This window comes from Geodermatophilus poikilotrophus (assembly GCF_900111455.1).
In the GTDB taxonomy this organism is placed as follows: Bacteria; Actinomycetota; Actinomycetes; order Mycobacteriales; family Geodermatophilaceae; genus Geodermatophilus; species Geodermatophilus poikilotrophus.
On sequence record NZ_FOIE01000002.1, the window covers coordinates 213,047 to 228,345 of the forward strand.

A 15,299-nucleotide genomic window follows, 5' to 3' on the forward strand; every position below is an offset into this window, starting at 1 on the left:
CCGCCGCCGACCGGCCGGATCACCGGTGCGGCGTCGTCCCCCCGTCCGGGCTGCTCGTGAACCACGCCCGGGCGGGCCGGCCCACGCTGAGGCCCAGGGCGACCGCCGGCCCGGCGGCGAAGCACACGACCAGGAGCGGCAGCAGCCCCGACGCCGGGCCGAAGGCGCCCAGCAGGCGCGCCGCCCAGTAGGCGGCCAGCGCCAGCTGCAGGGCGAACGCGGCTGCGAGGGTCCAGCGGGCGGATGCGCGGCGGCTGGTGAGCGCCAGGACCCCGGCGACCACCAGCAGGAGCACCGAGACCAGCTGCACGAGGGAGAGCACGCCCGCCTCGGCGGCGAGGGCCGCGCCGTCTGCCGGGAACCCGGGCTGGCCGGCGGCCATCGAGAACACCGACCCGAGCAGCTGCAGGTAGGCGGTCGCCAGGGCCACCCCCGCGGCCTGCACGAAGGCGAGCACCGCGGCGGCGATCACCTGTCCCGGCCGCTGCGGCCGCGCGGGGGACGGCGGCCACGGTTGCGGCCAGGCGGCGTGCGGCCACGCCGTCCCGTACGGGGCCGGCGGCCAGCCGGGAGCCGGCCGGTACGGCGTCGTCGGCGGCGGCCCCGCGTAGGGGGCGCCGGGCTGCGTCTGCGTCGCCGGGTCAGACCAGGGGCTCGGGTGCGTGCTCACCGGGTGCACGGTCCGACCCCGCACCCGGTCGGCTCCCCGGCCGCCGGCGCGCCCTGCGGTGCTCTCTCGCGCGTCGTGCTCACAGCGCGGCCGCCAGCGCGCGGCCGGCGACCCGGCCGCTGAACAGGCAGCCGCCGAGGAAGGTGCCCTCCAGCGAGCGGTAGCCGTGCATGCCGCCGCCGCCGAAGCCAGCGACCTCGCCCGCGGCGTAGAGGCCCGGGAACACCTCACCGCCGGCCCGCAGGACGCGGCCGGAGAGGTCGGTCTCCAGCCCGCCGAGGGTCTTGCGGGTGATCAGGTTGAGCCGGACGGCGATCAGCGGCCCGGCCTCGGGGTCGAGCAGCCGGTGCGGCGGGGCCACGCGGATCAGCTTGTCGCCGAGGTAGTTGCGGGCGCCGCGGATCGCGGTGACCTGCAGGTCCTTGGTGAAGGGGTGGGCGATCTCGCGGTCGCGGGCGACCACCTCGCGCTCGACGTCGACCAGGCTCAGCTCGGGGGTCCCGCCGGTGACCCGGTTCATGCCGGCGACCAGCTCGGGCAGGGTGCGCGCGACGACGAAGTCCTCCCCCGCGTCGAGGAAGGCCTGCACGGGCGCGGCGACGCCGGCCCGGACCCGGCCGAGCAGCAGCTTGACGTCCCTGCCGGTGAGGTCGGGGTTCTGCTCGGAGCCCGACAGCGCGAACTCCTTCTCCACGATCTTGTGCGTGGCGACGAACCAGGTGTGCTCGTACCCGGTCTGCCCGATGTGGGCGAGCGTGCCGAGGGTGTCGAAGCCGGGGAACAGCGGCACCGGGAGCCGCTTGCCGGTCGCGTCGAGCCACAGCGACGACGGCCCGGGCAGGATCCGGATGCCGTGCCGCTGCCAGACCGGCGAGTGGTTGGCGATGCCCTCGGTGTAGTGCCACATCCGATCGCGGTTGACCAGGTTCCCCCCGGCGGCCTCGGTGGCCTGCAGCATCCGGCCGTCGACGTGCGCCGGGACGCCGGAGAGCAGCCGCTGCGGCGCCGGGCCCAGGCGGGCGGGCCAGTTCTGCCGGACCAGGTCGTGGTTGCCGCCGATGCCACCGGAGGTGACGACGACGGCCTGCGCGCGGACCTCGAAGTCCCCGACCGCCTGGCGGGAGCTGGCCTCCCCGCGCGCGATGTCGCTGGGCTCCAGCACGCTGCCGCGGACGCCGGTGACCGCGCCGCCGCTGACCACCAGCTCGTCGACGCGGTGGCGGGACAGCAGCTGCAGCACGCCCCGGTCGGCCGCGGCCCGCACCCGGCGGGCGAAGGGCTCGACGAGGCCCGGGCCGGTGCCCCAGACGATGTGGAACCGGGGCACGGAGTTGCCGTGGCCGGTGGCGGTGTAGCCGCCGCGCTCGGCCCAGCCGACGACCGGGAAGAAGCCGACGCCCTGCTCGCGCAGCCACGCCCGCTTCTCCCCCGCGGCGAACTGCAGGTAGGCCTCGGCCCACCGGCGCGGCCAGTGGTCCTCCTCGCGGTCGAAGCCGGCGGTGCCGAGCCAGTCCTGCCGGGCCAGCTCGAGCGAGTCGCGCACCCGCAGCCGGCGCTGCTCGGGCGAGTCGACGAGGAACAGCCCGCCGAACGACCACCAGGCCTGCCCGCCGAGGGACTGCTCGGGCTCCTGGTCGAGCAGGACCACCCGCTTGCCCGCGTCGGCCAGCTCCGCGGCGGCGACCAGTCCGGCCAGCCCCGCCCCCACCACGACGACCTCGGTGTCGATCACGTGTCTCCTCGCTGGCACTCGTCGCCGACGTGATCGGCGATGCCGTGTCCCTGCGTGACCTCGCGAGCTCGGTCACGTGTCTCCTCGCTGGCGCTCGTCGCCGACGTGATCGGCGATGCCGTCTCCCTGCGTGACCTCGCGAGCTCGGTCACGTTGCGCACGCTAGCCGGTGCGCTGCGTCCGACGGCCCTGCTCGGGGGCCCGCGTCGCCCGGGCGGGGCGCGTCCAGTCCCGCACCGGGCGGCGGACGGCGAGCACCAGGCACCCGACCGGCCCGACGAGCAGCAGCAGTGCCTGCCCGGCCACCGCACCGAGACCGAGGGCGCCGAACAGCGCAGCGGCGCCCAGCAGGCAGAGCACTAGGACGACGCTGACGACGGCCAGCAGGATCCACGCCCGCGCGCACCCGAGGACGACGAGCACCGCGCCGGCCAGGGCGAGCACCGCCAGCACCGCGGGGACGACGACGGACCAGGACGCCGCCACCTCCGGGTCCCGCAGCAGCCAGGCCAGCCACAGGTACTCGGCGGCGACCAGGACGCCGAACACGGCGGCGAAGGGGGCGAGGACCGGCCGTCCGGCCGGGAGGGTCGGCGGCTGCTGCCGGGGCGCCGCCCGGGGCGAGCGACGCGCCGCCGCCCGGCTGCGGGAGGAGGACGACGCCATGGCCGGCAGCGTAGGAGAAGGACCCCCTTGCCCCCCGCCACTCGCAAGCTCGTGGCGGGACCCTGCAAGGGGGCCGCTCAGCTGGGCGCGGCTAGCGGGTGCGGCGCGGCCGTGCGGCCACCCAGCGGCGCACCCGCGGGGTGGCGGCCAGCACCGCGGCGAGCAGCGGGGCCACCAGGAGCAGCAGCGGCAGGGCCGCGTTGCCGGCGTCCTCGGTGCCGGTGGCCGCCCAGACGACCGCACCGGCCAGCGCCGCGACCGGGACGACGGCGAGCACCAGGAACAGCCAGCTGCGGCGGGCCAGGAGCCAGACCGCGCCCCACACCTGCAGGAGCGGCGCGAGCAGGAGCAGGTAGGTCCACGGGTCCGGCCCGGCGTCGGCGCTGAGCCCGCCGAGCGCCACGGCGATGACGGCGAGGAAGGCCGGCGGCAGGGCGCCGACGAGACCGAGGACGGCGGCGACGATGCCGAGCGGCGGGATGCGCGAGTCCGGCGGAGGCAGGTCGGCTGCCGGACGACCTCGGTCGCGGGGAGTGGCCACGCCCGCAGGCTAGGCGGCCGGGACCTGGTGGGGCGGCCCGCCGGCCCGCACGGCACGGCCCGCCGCCACCCACCGGCGGGAACTGGGCGTCAGCGCCAGACCGGCTGCCACCGGCGAGATCGCCAGCCAGGGCCCCAGGGACCGCAGGACGTCCAGCCCGTCGGTGCCGTGCCCGGCGAGGAAGGCGAGCACGGCGATGGCGACGAGCCCTCCGAGGACCAGCACCGAGGGCACCGCGGACAGCACGAGCGGCCACCACCCGCGGCGGCACAGCAGCCACCCGGCGCCGGCCAGGTGCAGCGCCGCGGCGAGAGCGATCGCCGTGACGAACGGGTCGCCGAAGTCCCCGTCGTCGCCGTCCAGGGCGTGTCCGACGAGGGCCACGGTGGCCAGGACCAGGGCGCCGAGGATCCCGAGGGCGCCGCCGAGCCGTGCCGTCGCCGGTGACCCGCTGCGGGAGGAGGTCGAGGGCCGCGGTGCGCCCGAGGGTGACGGGTGCGGCGAGAACGGGTGCATGCCGCCCGATGCTCGGGGAGGAGTGGCTCACGCGGGCCCGCGGCGGCAGATCTGTGGACGACGGCGACCGCCGTCCCGCGGGCACCTCGTCGTCGCCGGTGACGACGCACCGCACGTCAGGCCGTCGGCTGGGGCTCCCCGGCCGAGGACCGGCGCCAGGAGGCGTGCAGCCGCGCGTAGGGGCCGTCGGCGTCCACCAGCTCGGCGTGCGACCCGCGCTGCACCACCCGACCGGCGTCGACGACGAGCACCTCGTCGGCCCGCTCGGCGGTGGAGAGCCGGTGGGCGATGGTGAGCGTCGTCCGGCCGTCGGTGAGCCGGTCGAGGGCGTGGGTGAGGCGGCGCTCGGTGGCCGGGTCGACGGCGCTGGTGGCCTCGTCGAGGACGAGCAGGTCGGGGTCGGCGACGTAGGCGCGCGCGACGGCGACCAGCTGGCGCTCCCCCGCCGACAGCGACTCCCCGCGCTGACCGACCGGTGTGGTCACGCCCCCGGCCAGCCCGGCCACCCAGTCGCCCAGCCCGAGCTCCTCGAAGGCGGCGTGCACGTCGGCGTCGGTGAGCCCCGGCCGCCCGTAGCGCACGTTGTCGGCCACCGTGGCGTCGAAGAGGAAGCCGTCCTGCGGCACCATGACCACCCGCTGCCGCAGCGAGGCGAACGCGACCTGCTCCAGGGGGATCCCGGCCAGCAGCACGCGGCCCTCGGTGGGGTCCATCAGCCGGGTGACCAGCTTGGCGAACGTCGTCTTGCCCGAGCCGGTCTCCCCCACGATGGCGACGCGGCGGCGCGGCGCGATCTCCAGGTCGACGTCCTGGAGCGCAGGAGGCGCCCCCGGTGCGTAGCGGAAGGTGACGTGCTCGAACCGCACGCCCAGCGGCGTGTGCGGCAGCTCCCGTGCCGTGGCCGGGTCGGCGGCGGCGGGGTCGCGCACGTCGGGCTCGGTCTGCAGGACGTCGAGGACGCGGCGGAACCCGGCGAGTGCGTTCTGCGCCTCGTTGAGGACCTCGCTGGCCATCTGCACCGGCGCGACGAACAGCGTGACGAGGAAGAAGAAGGCCACGAGGGTGCCGGCGGTGAGGTCGCCACCGACGCCGAGCAGGACGCCGACCACGATGATCGCCGCGTTGGCCAGCGCTGCGACGACCTCGCCGCTGACGAAGACCGCCGCGGTCACCTTCTGGGCCCGGACCTGCGCGCGGTAGTGCCGGCCGATGGCGCGGTCGAGGCGGGCCGCGGTGCGCTCCCGGATGCCGTACGCACGGACGGTGGGGGCGCCGACGACCGTCTCGGAGACCGCGGCCAGGACGTCGCCGACCCGTTCGCGGACCAGGCCGTAGGCGGCGGCCAGCCGGCGGGCGAGGAACCGGATCGCGACGCCCAGCGGCACGAAGCAGACCAGCACCAGCAGCGTGAGCTGCCAGGAGTAGAAGGCCATGACGACGGTGGCGACCAGCAGCTGGCCGATGCTCACCACGCCCAGCACGCCGCCCCACTGCATGAAGGTCGACAGCTGGTCGACGTCACTGGTGACGCGCGAGACCAGCGAGCCGCGGCGTTGCCCCTGCTGGTGCAGCACCGACAGGTCGTGCACGTGCCGGAAGGCCCGCGACCGCAACCCGGCCAGTGCGGTCTCCGTGGTCCGGAACAGCCGGACGTTCATCGCGTACACCGCCCCGGCGGTGAGGACGACGACGACGGCGCAGACGACCACGACGTCGCGGACCAGGTCGCCGTCCGGGCCGCCGGGCCCGGACAGGCCGCGGTCGACCACCTGCTGGACGGCGACGGGCACGACCACCCGCCCGGCGGTCGCCAGCAGGGCGAGGGCGAAGGTGAGCGGCAGACCGCGGCGGAACTCGGGCATCAGGCGCAGCCCGCGGCGCAGGGTCGCCAGCGCGCCCTCGCTGCGGTGCTCGGCGACGGTGGCGGTCATGCGGCGACCTCGGTCTGCGCGTAGGCGCGCACCAGCGCGGCGTAGCCCGGGACCTCCGCGAGCAGCTGCTCGTGGCTGCCACGGGCGAGCACCCGGCCGCCCTCCAGCCAGACGACCTCGTCGGCCAGGGCGATGGTGGCCTGCCGGTAGGCGACGACGACCACGGTCGAGGGCCGCTCGGCGTCGCGCAGGGCGTCGAGGATGCGTGCCTCGACCGCCGGGTCGACGGCGCTGGTCGCGTCGTCGAGGACGAGCAGGCGGGGCCGGCGGACCACCGCGCGGGCCAGCGCCAGCCGCTGCCGCTGCCCGCCGGAGAGGGTGGCGCCCCGCTCTCCCACCCGCGTGTCGAGCCCCTCGGGCAGCCGGCGCACGAACTCGTCGGCGGCGGCGACCCGCAACGCGGCCTCGACCTCCTCGTCGGAGTACTCCTCACCGAGGGTCACGTTGCCGCGCACCGTGTCGTCGAAGAGGAAGGTGCCCTGCGGGACGAACGCCGCCTGGGTGGAGACCTCCCCCTCGCGCAGCGCGCGCAGGTCCACCTCGTCGAGGAGCACCTGCCCGCTGCGTGGGTCGACCAGCCGCACGAGGAGCCCGGCCAGCGTCGACTTGCCCGAGCCGGTAGGTCCCACGACGGCCACCGTGCTGCCGGCCGCGACGTCGAAGGTGACGCCCGACAGCGTGGGGCGGGCGGCGCCGTCGAAGCCGTACTCCACGCCGCGCAGCGCCAGCTCGGCCCCACCGGTGCGGCCGGCTGCCGCCGTGCTGCCGTGCGGCGTCTCGCCGGTGGCGTCGAGCACCGGGGTGACCCGGTCGAACCCGGCGAGGGCGCGGGGCAGGTCGGCCAGCACCCACCCGATCGCGCGGATGGGGAGCGCGAGCAGGGTGAACAGGTAGGCGATCGACACCAGTTCGCCGGGGCCGGTGGCTCCGTCGGCGACCCGGCCGACGCCGACGAGCAGGACGGCCAGCGTCCCGAGCGTGGGCAGCGCCTCCATCAGCGGGTCGAACAGCCCGCGCACCCGGCCGACGGCGACCAGCGCATCGCGCAGCTCCTCGGCGCGGGCGGTGAACCGGCGGCCCTCGACGTCCTCCCGGCCGAGGGTCTTGACCACCAGGGCGGCGTCGAAGCTCTCGTGGGCGATCTCGCTGACCTCGGCACGCAGTTGCTGGGCCCGCTGCATGCGCGGGGCCATCACCTGCGAGTAGACGGCGTTGACAGCGAAGACCAGGGGGAAGACCACGAGGCCGATCAACGCCAGCCAGGGGTCGGTGACCACGAGCACGGCGACGGTGATGCCGATCATGACGACCGCGCCGCAGGCGAACGGCAGTGGTGCGACGAAGAACCAGGCGGCCTCGACGTCGGAGTTGGCGTTGGACAGCAGCTGCCCCGTCGGGTGGCGCTGGTGCCAGGACAGCGGCAGGCGCAGGTACTGGCCGGTCACCCGGCGGCGGTAGTCGGCCTGCAGGCGGTAGCCCATGATGCCGGCGAACAGCCGCCGGCCCAGGATGCCGAGGATCCGCAGGAGGGCCACCCCGAGGACGGCGGCGACGGCGAGCGCGAGCCCCGCCGCGGACGGCTCGCCCGTGGCGAACGCCGGCAGCACGACCCGGTCGGTGACCGCGCCGATGACGTAGGCGCTGGCCACGGTCATGCCGCCGTAGAGGACGCTGGCGGCGAACGCCCAGGTGAACATGCCCGGCTGCTCGGCGATCGCGCGCCCGATGTGGCGCATCCCTCGCCGCACCACGGCGTCTCGGCGGCGGGGCACAGGTCTCCTCGGTGGTCGTGCGGGGCGGCACTCCGACTGTACTTAGAGGAGCTAAGGAGCCGCCTCCGGTTTCCCGGGCCCGCCCCGTCGGTAACCCCGCTCGGTGACCTCCTCTTCCCGGCCCCTGGCCGCGCGCGAGCGTGTGGCGCTCGCCGACCTCCTCGAGGAGCTGGGGCCGGACGCGCCCACCCGCTGCGAGGGCTGGACGACGGCGCACCTGGCCGCGCACCTCGTCACCCGGGACCGCCGTCCGGACACCACGCCCGGCTTCGCCCTGGAGGCGACGCCGGTCGGCCGGCCGTTCGCCGCCTGGTCCCACCACGTGGAGGACCGCCTCCGGGCCGGCTCCCGGTACGCCGACCTGGTGGCCCGCGTCCGCTCCGGGCCGCCGCGGTGGCTGCCGGCCGCGTGGCCGCCGGTGTCCGCGGTGGTCGACACCGCGGAGTACGCCATCCACCACGAGGACGTCCGCCGGGCCCGGCCGGGCTGGACACCCCGTGCGCTCCCGCGGGGAGACCAGGACCGGCTCTGGGGCAACGCCGTCCTCTTCGGTCGGCTCGCCGCCGGCGGGGTGCCGGGGGCGCTGGTGCTGCGCCGCACCGACGTCCCCGGGGTGGAGCGGCGCTACCGGAGCGGGACCCCGGAGACGGTGGTGGCAGGTGAGCCGCTGGAGCTGCTGCTGTGGGCCAGCGGGCGCCGGGACGTCGCCCGCGTCACCACGGGCTGACGGAGGACCCCGGCCTCCCCACCCTCGCGAGCTCGGGGGGGTGCCCCGGATCGGGCCGGCCGGTCAGCGCAGTGGGTGGTCGGCCTCCCGGCGGACGGGGACGCCGGCGTCGCCGAGGGCGGCCTTGACGTCGCCGATGCGCAGCTTGCCGAAGTGGAAGACGGTCGCGGCGAGCACCGCGTCGGCGCCGGCCCCGACCGCGGGCGGGAAGTGCGCGGTCTCCCCCGCCCCGCCGCTGGCGATGACCGGCACCGTGACCTCGCGGCGCACCGCACGGATCAGCTCCAGGTCGAAGCCGGCCTCGGTGCCGTCGGCGTCCATCGAGTTGAGCAGCACCTCGCCGACACCCAGCTCGGCGGCCTGCACGACCCACTCCACGGCGTCCCGGCCGGTGCCGCGCCGCCCGCCGTGCGTGGTGATCTCGAAGCCCGAGTCGGTGACCGCGCCGTCCCGGGTGCGCCGGGCGTCGAGCGAGAGCACGAGCACCTGGTTGCCGAAGCGGTCGCTGATCTCGCTGATCAGCTCCGGCCGGGCGACGGCGGCGGTGTTGACCGCGACCTTGTCCGCACCGGCCCGCAGCAGCCGGTCGACGTCGGTCACCGTGCGCACCCCGCCGCCGACGGTGAGCGGGATGAACACGGACTCCGCGGTCCGGCGGACGACGTCGTAGGTGGTCTCGCGGTCGCCGGCGCTGGCGGTGATGTCGAGGAAGGTCAGCTCGTCGGCGCCCTCGGCGTCGTAGACGCGGGCCATCTCCACCGGGTCGCCGGCGTCGCGCAGGTCGACGAAGTTGACGCCCTTGACCACCCGGCCGGCGTCGACGTCCAGGCACGGGATGACGCGGACGGCGAGACTCATGCCGGCACCTCCCGGACCGCGTCGGCCTCGACCTCGACCAGCATGGCCGGGTCGATCAGCGCGGCCACCTGCACCATCGAGGTGGCCGGGCGGATGTCGCCGAACACCTCGCCGTGGGCCCGGCCGACCTCCTCCCAGCGGGAGATGTCGGTGACGAACAGCCGGGTGCGGACGACGTCGGCGAGGGCGAACCCGGCTCGTTCCAGCGCCTCGCCGACGAGCGCCAGCGCCTGGCGGGTCTGCGCTCCGGCGTCCCCCGGGTGGACGACGGCGCCGTCGACGGTGGCCGTGGTGCCGCTGACCCAGGCCGTGTCGCCGTGGACGACGACGCGGCTGTAGCCGACGACCGCCTCCCAGGGGCTGTCCGAGCCGAACCGGACGACGCTCACGACGCCACCTCCCCCGTCACCCGCAGCGCCTCGGGCAGCGTGAACGCGCCGGCGTAGAGGGCCTTGCCGACGATCGCGCCCTCGACGCCGACCGGGGTGAGGCCGGCCAGCGCGCGGATGTCCTCGAGCGAGCTCACCCCGCCGGAGGCGACCACCGGGCGCGGTGTGGCGGCGCACACCTCGCGCAGCAGGTCCAGGTTCGGGCCGCGCAGCGTGCCGTCCTTGGTGATGTCGGTGACGACGTAGCGCGCGCACCCCTCCGCGTCGAGGCGGGCGAGGGTCTCGTAGAGCTCGCCGCCCTCGCGGGTCCAGCCGCGGGCGGCCAGCCGGGTGCCGCGGACGTCGAGGCCGACGGCGATCCGGTCGCCGTGCTCGGCGATGGCGCGGGCGCACCACTCGGGCGACTCCAGCGCGGCGGTGCCGAGGTTGACCCGCCGGCAGCCGGTGGCCAGGGCCGCGGCCAGCGACTCGTCGTCCCGGATGCCGCCGGAGAGCTCCACGTCGACGTCGAGCTCGCCGACCACGCGGGCCAGCAGGTCGCGGTTGCCGCCCCGGCCGAAGGCGGCGTCGAGGTCGACCAGGTGCACCCACTCGGCGCCGTCCCGCTGCCACTGCAGCGCGGCCTCCAGGGGGTCGCCGTAGGAGGTCTCGCTGCCGGCCTCCCCCTGCACGAGGCGGACGGCCTGGCCGTCGGCGACGTCGACGGCGGGGAGCAGCTGCAGCTTCGGCACGCTCCCCAGCCTAGGGACCCCCTCCCGGCGGCCCGCGTCACCGGCACGGACGGCTCAGCAGCCAGCCCCTGGCGCCGTCCCGCGGCCGCGGCACCCGGGTCCCTGCGGGGTGACAGGGTGGCGCGGTGGAGTTCGCTGACGTCGTCCGCCGGCGGCGCATGGTGCGCGACTACGACCCCGACCGGCCGGTGCCGCCCGGGGTGCGCGAGCGGCTGCTGGAGCACGCGCTGCGGGCGCCGTCGGCCGGGTTCACCCAGGGCTGGGCGTTCCTGGTGCTGGAGGACGCCGCGGACCGGGAGCTGTTCTGGTCGGTGACGACGTCGGCCGGCGCCCCGGACGGGTGGCTGACCCGGATGCGGCGGGCGCCGCTGCTGGTGGTCCCCCTGTCGTCGAAGGCCGCCTACCTCGAGCGGTACGCCGAGCCGGACAAGGGCTGGACCGACCGGGACGAGGCCCGCTGGCCGGTCCCCTACTGGGACGTCGACGCCGGCATGGCCGCGCTGCTGATGCTGCTGACCGCCGTCGACGAGGGGCTGGGCGCGTGCTTCTTCGGCGTCCCGCCCGAGCGGGTGGACCAGCTGCGGACGGCGTTCGGCGTCCCGGACACCCACCGGCCGGTCGGCGTGGTGTCGGTCGGCTACCCCGGCGCGGAGGACCGCCGGTCGCCGTCCCTGCGGCGCGGCCGGCGCGGCGTCGACGACGTCGTCCACCGCGGGCGCTGGTGAACGCCCTGGTTGACTGCGCGGCGTGAGCGACTCCCGCGCCGTCCTGGTCACCGGTGGTTCGCGCGGCATCGGCCGCGCCGTCGCGCACGCCTTCGCCGCCGCGGGCGACCGCGTCGCGGTGCACTGGGGCGCCTCGCGCGAGCGCGCCGAGGCGGTGCTCGCCGAGCTGCCCGGGGACGGGCACGTGTTGGTGCAGGCCGACCTGGCCGACGCGGACGAGGTGGGCCGCATGGTCGACGAGGCCGCGGCCGCGCTGGACGGGCTGCACGTGCTGGTCAACAACGCCGGGGTCTTCACCGCCCACCCGCCGCTGTCGGTCTCCTACGAGCAGTGGCAGGCGGCGTGGTCCCGGACGCTGGCGGTCAACCTGCTCGGCGCGGCCAACGCCACCTTCCGCGCGGTGCCCCACCTGGTCGCCGCCGGTGGAGGTGCGGTCGTGAACGTCTCCAGCCGCGGTGCGTTCCGCGGCGAGCCGGACACCCCGGCCTACGGCGCGTCCAAGGCCGGGCTCAACGCCTTCGGCCAGTCGATGGCGATCGCGCTGGCGCCCCACGGCATCTCGGTGGGCACCGTGGCGCCGGGCTTCGTGCAGACCGAGATGGCCCGCGAGGTCCTCGACGGGCCAGGCGGGGACGCCGTCCGCGCGCAGTCGCCCTTCGGCCGGGTGGCCCACCCGGAGGAGGTCGCCTCGGCGGTGCTGTGGCTGGCCTCCCCCGGCGCGCGGTTCAGCACCGGGACGATCATCGACGTCAACGGCGCCTCCTACCTGCGCAGCTGACGCACACTCGGCGTGTGGCCCTGACGCTGCCCCGCCGTGCCGGCCGGCGCACCAACGTGGGCCTGCTCGGGCTGCTCCTGCTCGCCGGCGGCACCGGCGTCCTGGCCTTCGCCGTCGGGTCGCCGGGTCCGGCGCGGCTGGTGGTCGCGGCGCACGGGGCAGCCGGGCTCGGGCTGCTGCTGCTCGTCCCGTGGAAGTCCGTCGTCGTCCGGCGGTCCTGGCGGCGTCCCGCCGGGACCCGCGGCACCGGCGGCGTCTCGCTCGGGGTCGCGACCCTCCTGACGCTGCTCACCGGCGTCCTGCACGCGGGAGGGGTCACCGGGCCGTGGTCCTGGTCGGCCGGGGTCCCGGTGCTGCACGCCCACGTCGCCCTCGGCGTGGCCACCGGCGCGCTGGTCGCCGTCCACGCGTGGGGACGCCGGCAGCGGCCGCGGGCCACCGACCTCGGCCGCCGCGGCCTGCTCCGGGCGGGCGCGCTGGGCGCCGGCGCGGCGGTGCTGTGGGGCGCCGGAGAGGGGCTGCTGCGGCTGACCGGCGCACCGGGCGCCGAGCGCCGGGCCACGGGCTCGTTCGACCGCGGCACCGACGACCCGGCGGCCATGCCGGTCACCCAGTGGATCTCCGACGTGGTGCCGGACTCCCCCGCCACCGCGCTGGAGCTGGTCGGGGCCGACCGGCGGGTGCGGGTGCCGGTCGGCGACCTCGACCGGGGGGACGTCGTCCGCGCCGTCCTCGACTGCACCGGCGGCTGGTACGCCGTCCAGGACTGGCGCGGGGTCCGGCTCGACCGGCTGGTCGCCGAGCACCTGGGCCGGGAGCTGCCGGGCGACGGCAGTGTCGACGTCGTCTCGGTCACCGGCTTCCGGCGCCGGCTGCCGCTGTCCGAGACGAGCGGGCTGCTGCTCGCCACTCACGCGGCGGGCCGGCCGCTCACCCCCGGGCACGGCGCACCGGTGCGGCTGGTCGCTCCGGGACGCCGGGGCTTCTGGTGGGTGAAGTGGGTCGAGCGGGTCGAGGTCGTCGACGCGCCGTGGTGGCTGCAGCCGCCGTTCCCGCTGCAGTGAGCGGTCAGCTCAGGGTCTGCAGCCAGTTGGTGAGCAGCTGGGCGCCGGCGTCCCCGGACTTCTCCGGGTGGAACTGGGTGGCCGACAGCGGGCCGTTCTCGACCCCGGCGACGAACCGGTCGCCGTGCTCGGCCCAGGTCACCAGCGGGGGGGCCAGCGGGGACGGCACCCCCTCGGAGCCCAGCGGGAAGTTGCGCACGCCGTAGGAGTGCACGAAGTAGAAGCGCTGGTCCTCGAGCCCGTCGAACAGCACCGTCCTCCCGGGCGCCTGCACGGTGTTCCAGCCCATGTGCGGCAGCACCGGGGCCCGGAGCTGCTCGACCACGCCGGGCCACTCGCCGCAGCCCTCGGCGTCCTGGCCGTGCTCCACGCCGCGCTCGAAGAGGACCTGCATGCCGACGCAGACACCCAGCACCGGCCGTCCGCCAGCCAGCCGGCGGCCGATGACCCGCGGCCCGTCGACGGCCCGGAGGCCCTGCATGCACGCGGCGAAGGCGCCCACCCCAGGGACGACGAGGCCGTCGGCCTCCAGGGCGGCGTGCGGGTCGGCGGTCACCGTGACGTCGGCACCGACCCGGGTCAGCGCGCGTTCGGCCGAGCGGAGGTTGCCCGAGCCGTAGTCCAGGACGACGACCTTCTTCACGGGTGCCACAGTACGTGGGAGCGGTCGGGCGTCCGTCGGGATTCCCGCAGGTGGGGTGGTGGACGTCGCACCACGCGGGTCGGCGGCGGGCTCCCCAGCCTGTGCGCTCCCCGCCCTCCACCGTCCCTCGTCAAGGCCTCCTCCAGAACTGTGGACAAGCCCGTGACCTGGGACTTCCTGTTGTTCGAGGCGGCGTCGTCGGCTAGGTTTCGAACACGTGATCGACCCGGTGGGGGGTGTCGTGGAGCAGCTGCTGGCCGCTGTGGAGACCCTGGCCGCGGAGGACCTGGCGCCGTTGTTCGGTCCGGCGCTGCTGGACCGGCTGGGTCCGCTGCTGGTGGCGCAGAACCGGCTGGCGGCCGAGGTGGCCCGCACCGTGCGGGAGGCCGAGGTGTCCGGCGCCGCGGAGGTCGACGGGCTGAAGACGATGGCCTCCTGGCTGCGCGGACACGCCCACCTGTCGGCGGCCGAGGCCGCGCGGGTGGTGCGCACGGGCCGCGCCCTGGCGCAGCTACCGGGCATGGCCGCGGCCTTGGCTGCCGGGACGGTGACCGCCGAGCAGGCGGCGGTGATCGGCCGGGTGGCCGAGCCGGAGCACCTCACCCGCGCCGCGGAGCAGGACGTCGACCTGGGCGGCGTGGACACCGTGCTGACGCAGGTGGCCATCACCCGTCCGCACGCCGATGTCGCCAGGGCGGTGCACCACTACCTGGACCGCCTCGACGCCGACGGCCCCGAGCCCGATCCGACCGGGGGGCGGCGGCTGGTCATCGCCCGGCACGCCGACGGGTCGATCTCCGGCCGGTTCGACCTGGACGCGATGGGTGGGGAGAAGCTGCAGGCCGCGCTGGAGTCACTCGTGCAGGCTGGCCGGGGCGCCGGGGAGGAGCGCACGAGGGGCCAGCAGCTGGCCGATGCGCTGGTGCAGCTGTGCGACAACCAGCTGGCCTCCGGTCAGCTGCCGGTGCTGCGCGGCCACAAGCCCCAGGTCATCGTCAAGGTCGGTATCGAGGACCTGGTCGACCCCGCCACCGGCCGGGGAGCCGCCGAGCTGGGGTTCGGCGCGACCGTCTCCGCGGCCCGGGCCCGGTGGCTGGCCTGTGACGGGGCCGTCAGCCGGATCGTGCTGGGCCCGGGCGGGATGCCGCTGGAGCACGGCCGCACCGTGCGCCTGGTGCCTCCGCACGTGCGCCGCGCGGCGGAGGTGCGTGACGGCGGCTGCGTGTTCACCGGCTGCGGCGCCCCCACCCACTGGTGCGACGTGCACCACCTGCTCGCCTGGATCGACGGCGGGCAGACCAGCCTGGCCAACAGCGCGCTGCTGTGCGAACGGCATCACACCAAGGTCCACCACGGCTTCCGGGTCGAGCGGCAACCCGACGGGCGATGGCGCACCCGGCGCCCGGATGGCAGCGAGATCCGCACCGGACCCCTGCGCACCGGACCGGGCCGCACCGGCCCACCCCTTCCCGCCGCCGCCTGAGCCGGCACCCGCCCGAGCCGGCAGCCGACCGACGCCCATCCTCAGGCACCGGTTGGCTGCCGCTGCCCGCACG

17 protein-coding genes are annotated in these 15,299 nt (G+C 76.4%); 5 read left to right on the forward strand and 12 right to left on the reverse strand.

Features of this window, described 5'->3' with window-relative positions; translation table 11 throughout:
* Nucleotides 1-19 precede the first annotated feature (19 nt).
* The 8 genes from BMW27_RS05500 to BMW27_RS05530 all read right to left on the reverse strand — a co-directional run bounded on the left by BMW27_RS05500 (nt 20) and on the right by BMW27_RS05530 (nt 7,792).
* Nucleotides 20-670 (reverse strand): hypothetical protein, encoded by a 651-nt coding sequence (locus BMW27_RS05500; protein ID WP_139206830.1) that lies wholly within the window; start codon nt 668-670, stop codon nt 20-22.
* A 79-nt stretch (nt 671-749) separates the two neighbouring features.
* On the reverse strand, nt 750-2,402 hold the full coding sequence (locus tag BMW27_RS05505) for an FAD-binding dehydrogenase (RefSeq protein ID WP_091440395.1): 1,653 nt from the start codon (nt 2,400-2,402) through the stop codon (nt 750-752).
* Nucleotides 2,399-2,554, reverse strand: coding sequence for a hypothetical protein (locus BMW27_RS23235; protein ID WP_175486377.1), 156 nt, complete (start codon nt 2,552-2,554; stop codon nt 2,399-2,401). Before BMW27_RS23235 ends, BMW27_RS05505 begins: the two co-directional genes overlap by 4 nt.
* 10 nt (nt 2,555-2,564) lie before the next feature.
* Nucleotides 2,565-3,068: a hypothetical protein gene (locus tag BMW27_RS05510; RefSeq protein WP_091440398.1), complete on the reverse strand. Its 504-nt coding sequence runs from the start codon at nt 3,066-3,068 to the stop codon at nt 2,565-2,567.
* Nucleotides 3,069-3,159: 91 nt separating this feature from the next.
* On the reverse strand, nt 3,160-3,609 hold the full coding sequence (locus BMW27_RS05515; protein WP_091440400.1) for a hypothetical protein: 450 nt from the start codon (nt 3,607-3,609) through the stop codon (nt 3,160-3,162).
* A 9-nt stretch (nt 3,610-3,618) separates the two neighbouring features.
* Complete coding sequence (locus tag BMW27_RS05520; protein WP_091440403.1) at nt 3,619-4,125, reverse strand: hypothetical protein; 507 nt, start codon at nt 4,123-4,125, stop codon at nt 3,619-3,621.
* A gap of 116 nt (nt 4,126-4,241) precedes the next feature.
* Complete coding sequence (locus BMW27_RS05525) at nt 4,242-6,056, reverse strand: ABC transporter ATP-binding protein (RefSeq protein WP_091440405.1); 1,815 nt, start codon at nt 6,054-6,056, stop codon at nt 4,242-4,244.
* Nucleotides 6,053-7,792 carry an ABC transporter ATP-binding protein gene (locus BMW27_RS05530; RefSeq protein ID WP_175486378.1) on the reverse strand — a complete coding sequence of 580 codons (1,740 nt, stop codon included), beginning with the start codon at nt 7,790-7,792 and terminating at the stop codon, nt 6,053-6,055. Before BMW27_RS05530 ends, BMW27_RS05525 begins: the two co-directional genes overlap by 4 nt.
* A gap of 139 nt (nt 7,793-7,931) precedes the next feature.
* Here BMW27_RS05530 and BMW27_RS05535 point away from each other — a divergent pair, with 139 nt between their 5' ends.
* Nucleotides 7,932-8,555 (forward strand): TIGR03085 family metal-binding protein, encoded by a 624-nt coding sequence (locus BMW27_RS05535; RefSeq protein WP_091440408.1) that lies wholly within the window; start codon nt 7,932-7,934, stop codon nt 8,553-8,555.
* A gap of 63 nt (nt 8,556-8,618) precedes the next feature.
* Here the strand turns inward: BMW27_RS05535 and hisF are convergent, their stop codons facing one another.
* Genes hisF through priA form a run of 3 tightly spaced genes read right to left on the reverse strand, consistent with a single transcriptional unit; the run spans nt 8,619 to nt 10,533 of the window.
* Nucleotides 8,619-9,413 carry an imidazole glycerol phosphate synthase subunit HisF gene (hisF, locus tag BMW27_RS05540; RefSeq protein WP_091440411.1) on the reverse strand — a complete coding sequence of 265 codons (795 nt, stop codon included), beginning with the start codon at nt 9,411-9,413 and terminating at the stop codon, nt 8,619-8,621.
* A complete protein-coding gene (locus tag BMW27_RS05545; RefSeq protein ID WP_091440413.1) occupies nt 9,410-9,802 on the reverse strand; it encodes a RidA family protein in 393 nt (130 codons plus the stop codon). The genes hisF and BMW27_RS05545 overlap by 4 nt, the downstream gene beginning before the upstream one ends.
* Nucleotides 9,799-10,533 (reverse strand): bifunctional 1-(5-phosphoribosyl)-5-((5-phosphoribosylamino)methylideneamino)imidazole-4-carboxamide isomerase/phosphoribosylanthranilate isomerase PriA, encoded by a 735-nt coding sequence (priA, locus tag BMW27_RS05550; RefSeq protein WP_091440415.1) that lies wholly within the window; start codon nt 10,531-10,533, stop codon nt 9,799-9,801. The genes BMW27_RS05545 and priA overlap by 4 nt, the downstream gene beginning before the upstream one ends.
* A 125-nt stretch (nt 10,534-10,658) precedes the next feature.
* Between priA and BMW27_RS05555 the strand changes: the two genes are divergently transcribed.
* Genes BMW27_RS05555 through BMW27_RS05565 form a run of 3 tightly spaced genes read left to right on the forward strand, consistent with a single transcriptional unit; the run spans nt 10,659 to nt 13,100 of the window.
* Nucleotides 10,659-11,258, forward strand: a complete 600-nt coding sequence (locus tag BMW27_RS05555; protein ID WP_091440417.1) for a nitroreductase family protein — start codon at nt 10,659-10,661, stop codon at nt 11,256-11,258.
* A gap of 22 nt (nt 11,259-11,280) precedes the next feature.
* Nucleotides 11,281-12,036 (forward strand): SDR family NAD(P)-dependent oxidoreductase, encoded by a 756-nt coding sequence (locus tag BMW27_RS05560; protein WP_245743321.1) that lies wholly within the window; start codon nt 11,281-11,283, stop codon nt 12,034-12,036.
* 14 nt (nt 12,037-12,050) lie between these two features.
* A complete protein-coding gene (locus BMW27_RS05565) occupies nt 12,051-13,100 on the forward strand; it encodes a molybdopterin-dependent oxidoreductase (protein ID WP_091440420.1) in 1,050 nt (349 codons plus the stop codon).
* Between the two features lie 4 nt (nt 13,101-13,104).
* On the opposite strand, the gene hisH is transcribed toward BMW27_RS05565, so the two are convergent.
* On the reverse strand, nt 13,105-13,743 hold the full coding sequence (gene hisH, locus BMW27_RS05570; protein ID WP_091440423.1) for an imidazole glycerol phosphate synthase subunit HisH: 639 nt from the start codon (nt 13,741-13,743) through the stop codon (nt 13,105-13,107).
* A gap of 241 nt (nt 13,744-13,984) precedes the next feature.
* On the opposite strand from hisH, the gene BMW27_RS05575 reads away from it, so the two are divergent.
* A complete protein-coding gene (locus BMW27_RS05575; protein WP_091441444.1) occupies nt 13,985-15,226 on the forward strand; it encodes an HNH endonuclease signature motif containing protein in 1,242 nt (413 codons plus the stop codon).
* The last annotated feature ends 73 nt before the right edge of the window (nt 15,227-15,299 follow it).

Coding starts and splice junctions, on each gene's coding strand:
- BMW27_RS05510 (WP_091440398.1), bottom strand. CDS start 3,068: ATGGCGTCGTCCTCCTCCCGCAGCCGGGCGGCGGCGCGTCGCTCGCCC.
- BMW27_RS05520 (WP_091440403.1), bottom strand. CDS start 4,125: ATGCACCCGTTCTCGCCGCACCCGTCACCCTCGGGCGCACCGCGGCCC.
- BMW27_RS05525 (WP_091440405.1), bottom strand. CDS start 6,056: ATGACCGCCACCGTCGCCGAGCACCGCAGCGAGGGCGCGCTGGCGACC.
- BMW27_RS05530 (WP_175486378.1), bottom strand. CDS start 7,792: ATGCGCCACATCGGGCGCGCGATCGCCGAGCAGCCGGGCATGTTCACC.
- hisF (WP_091440411.1), bottom strand. CDS start 9,413: ATGAGTCTCGCCGTCCGCGTCATCCCGTGCCTGGACGTCGACGCCGGC.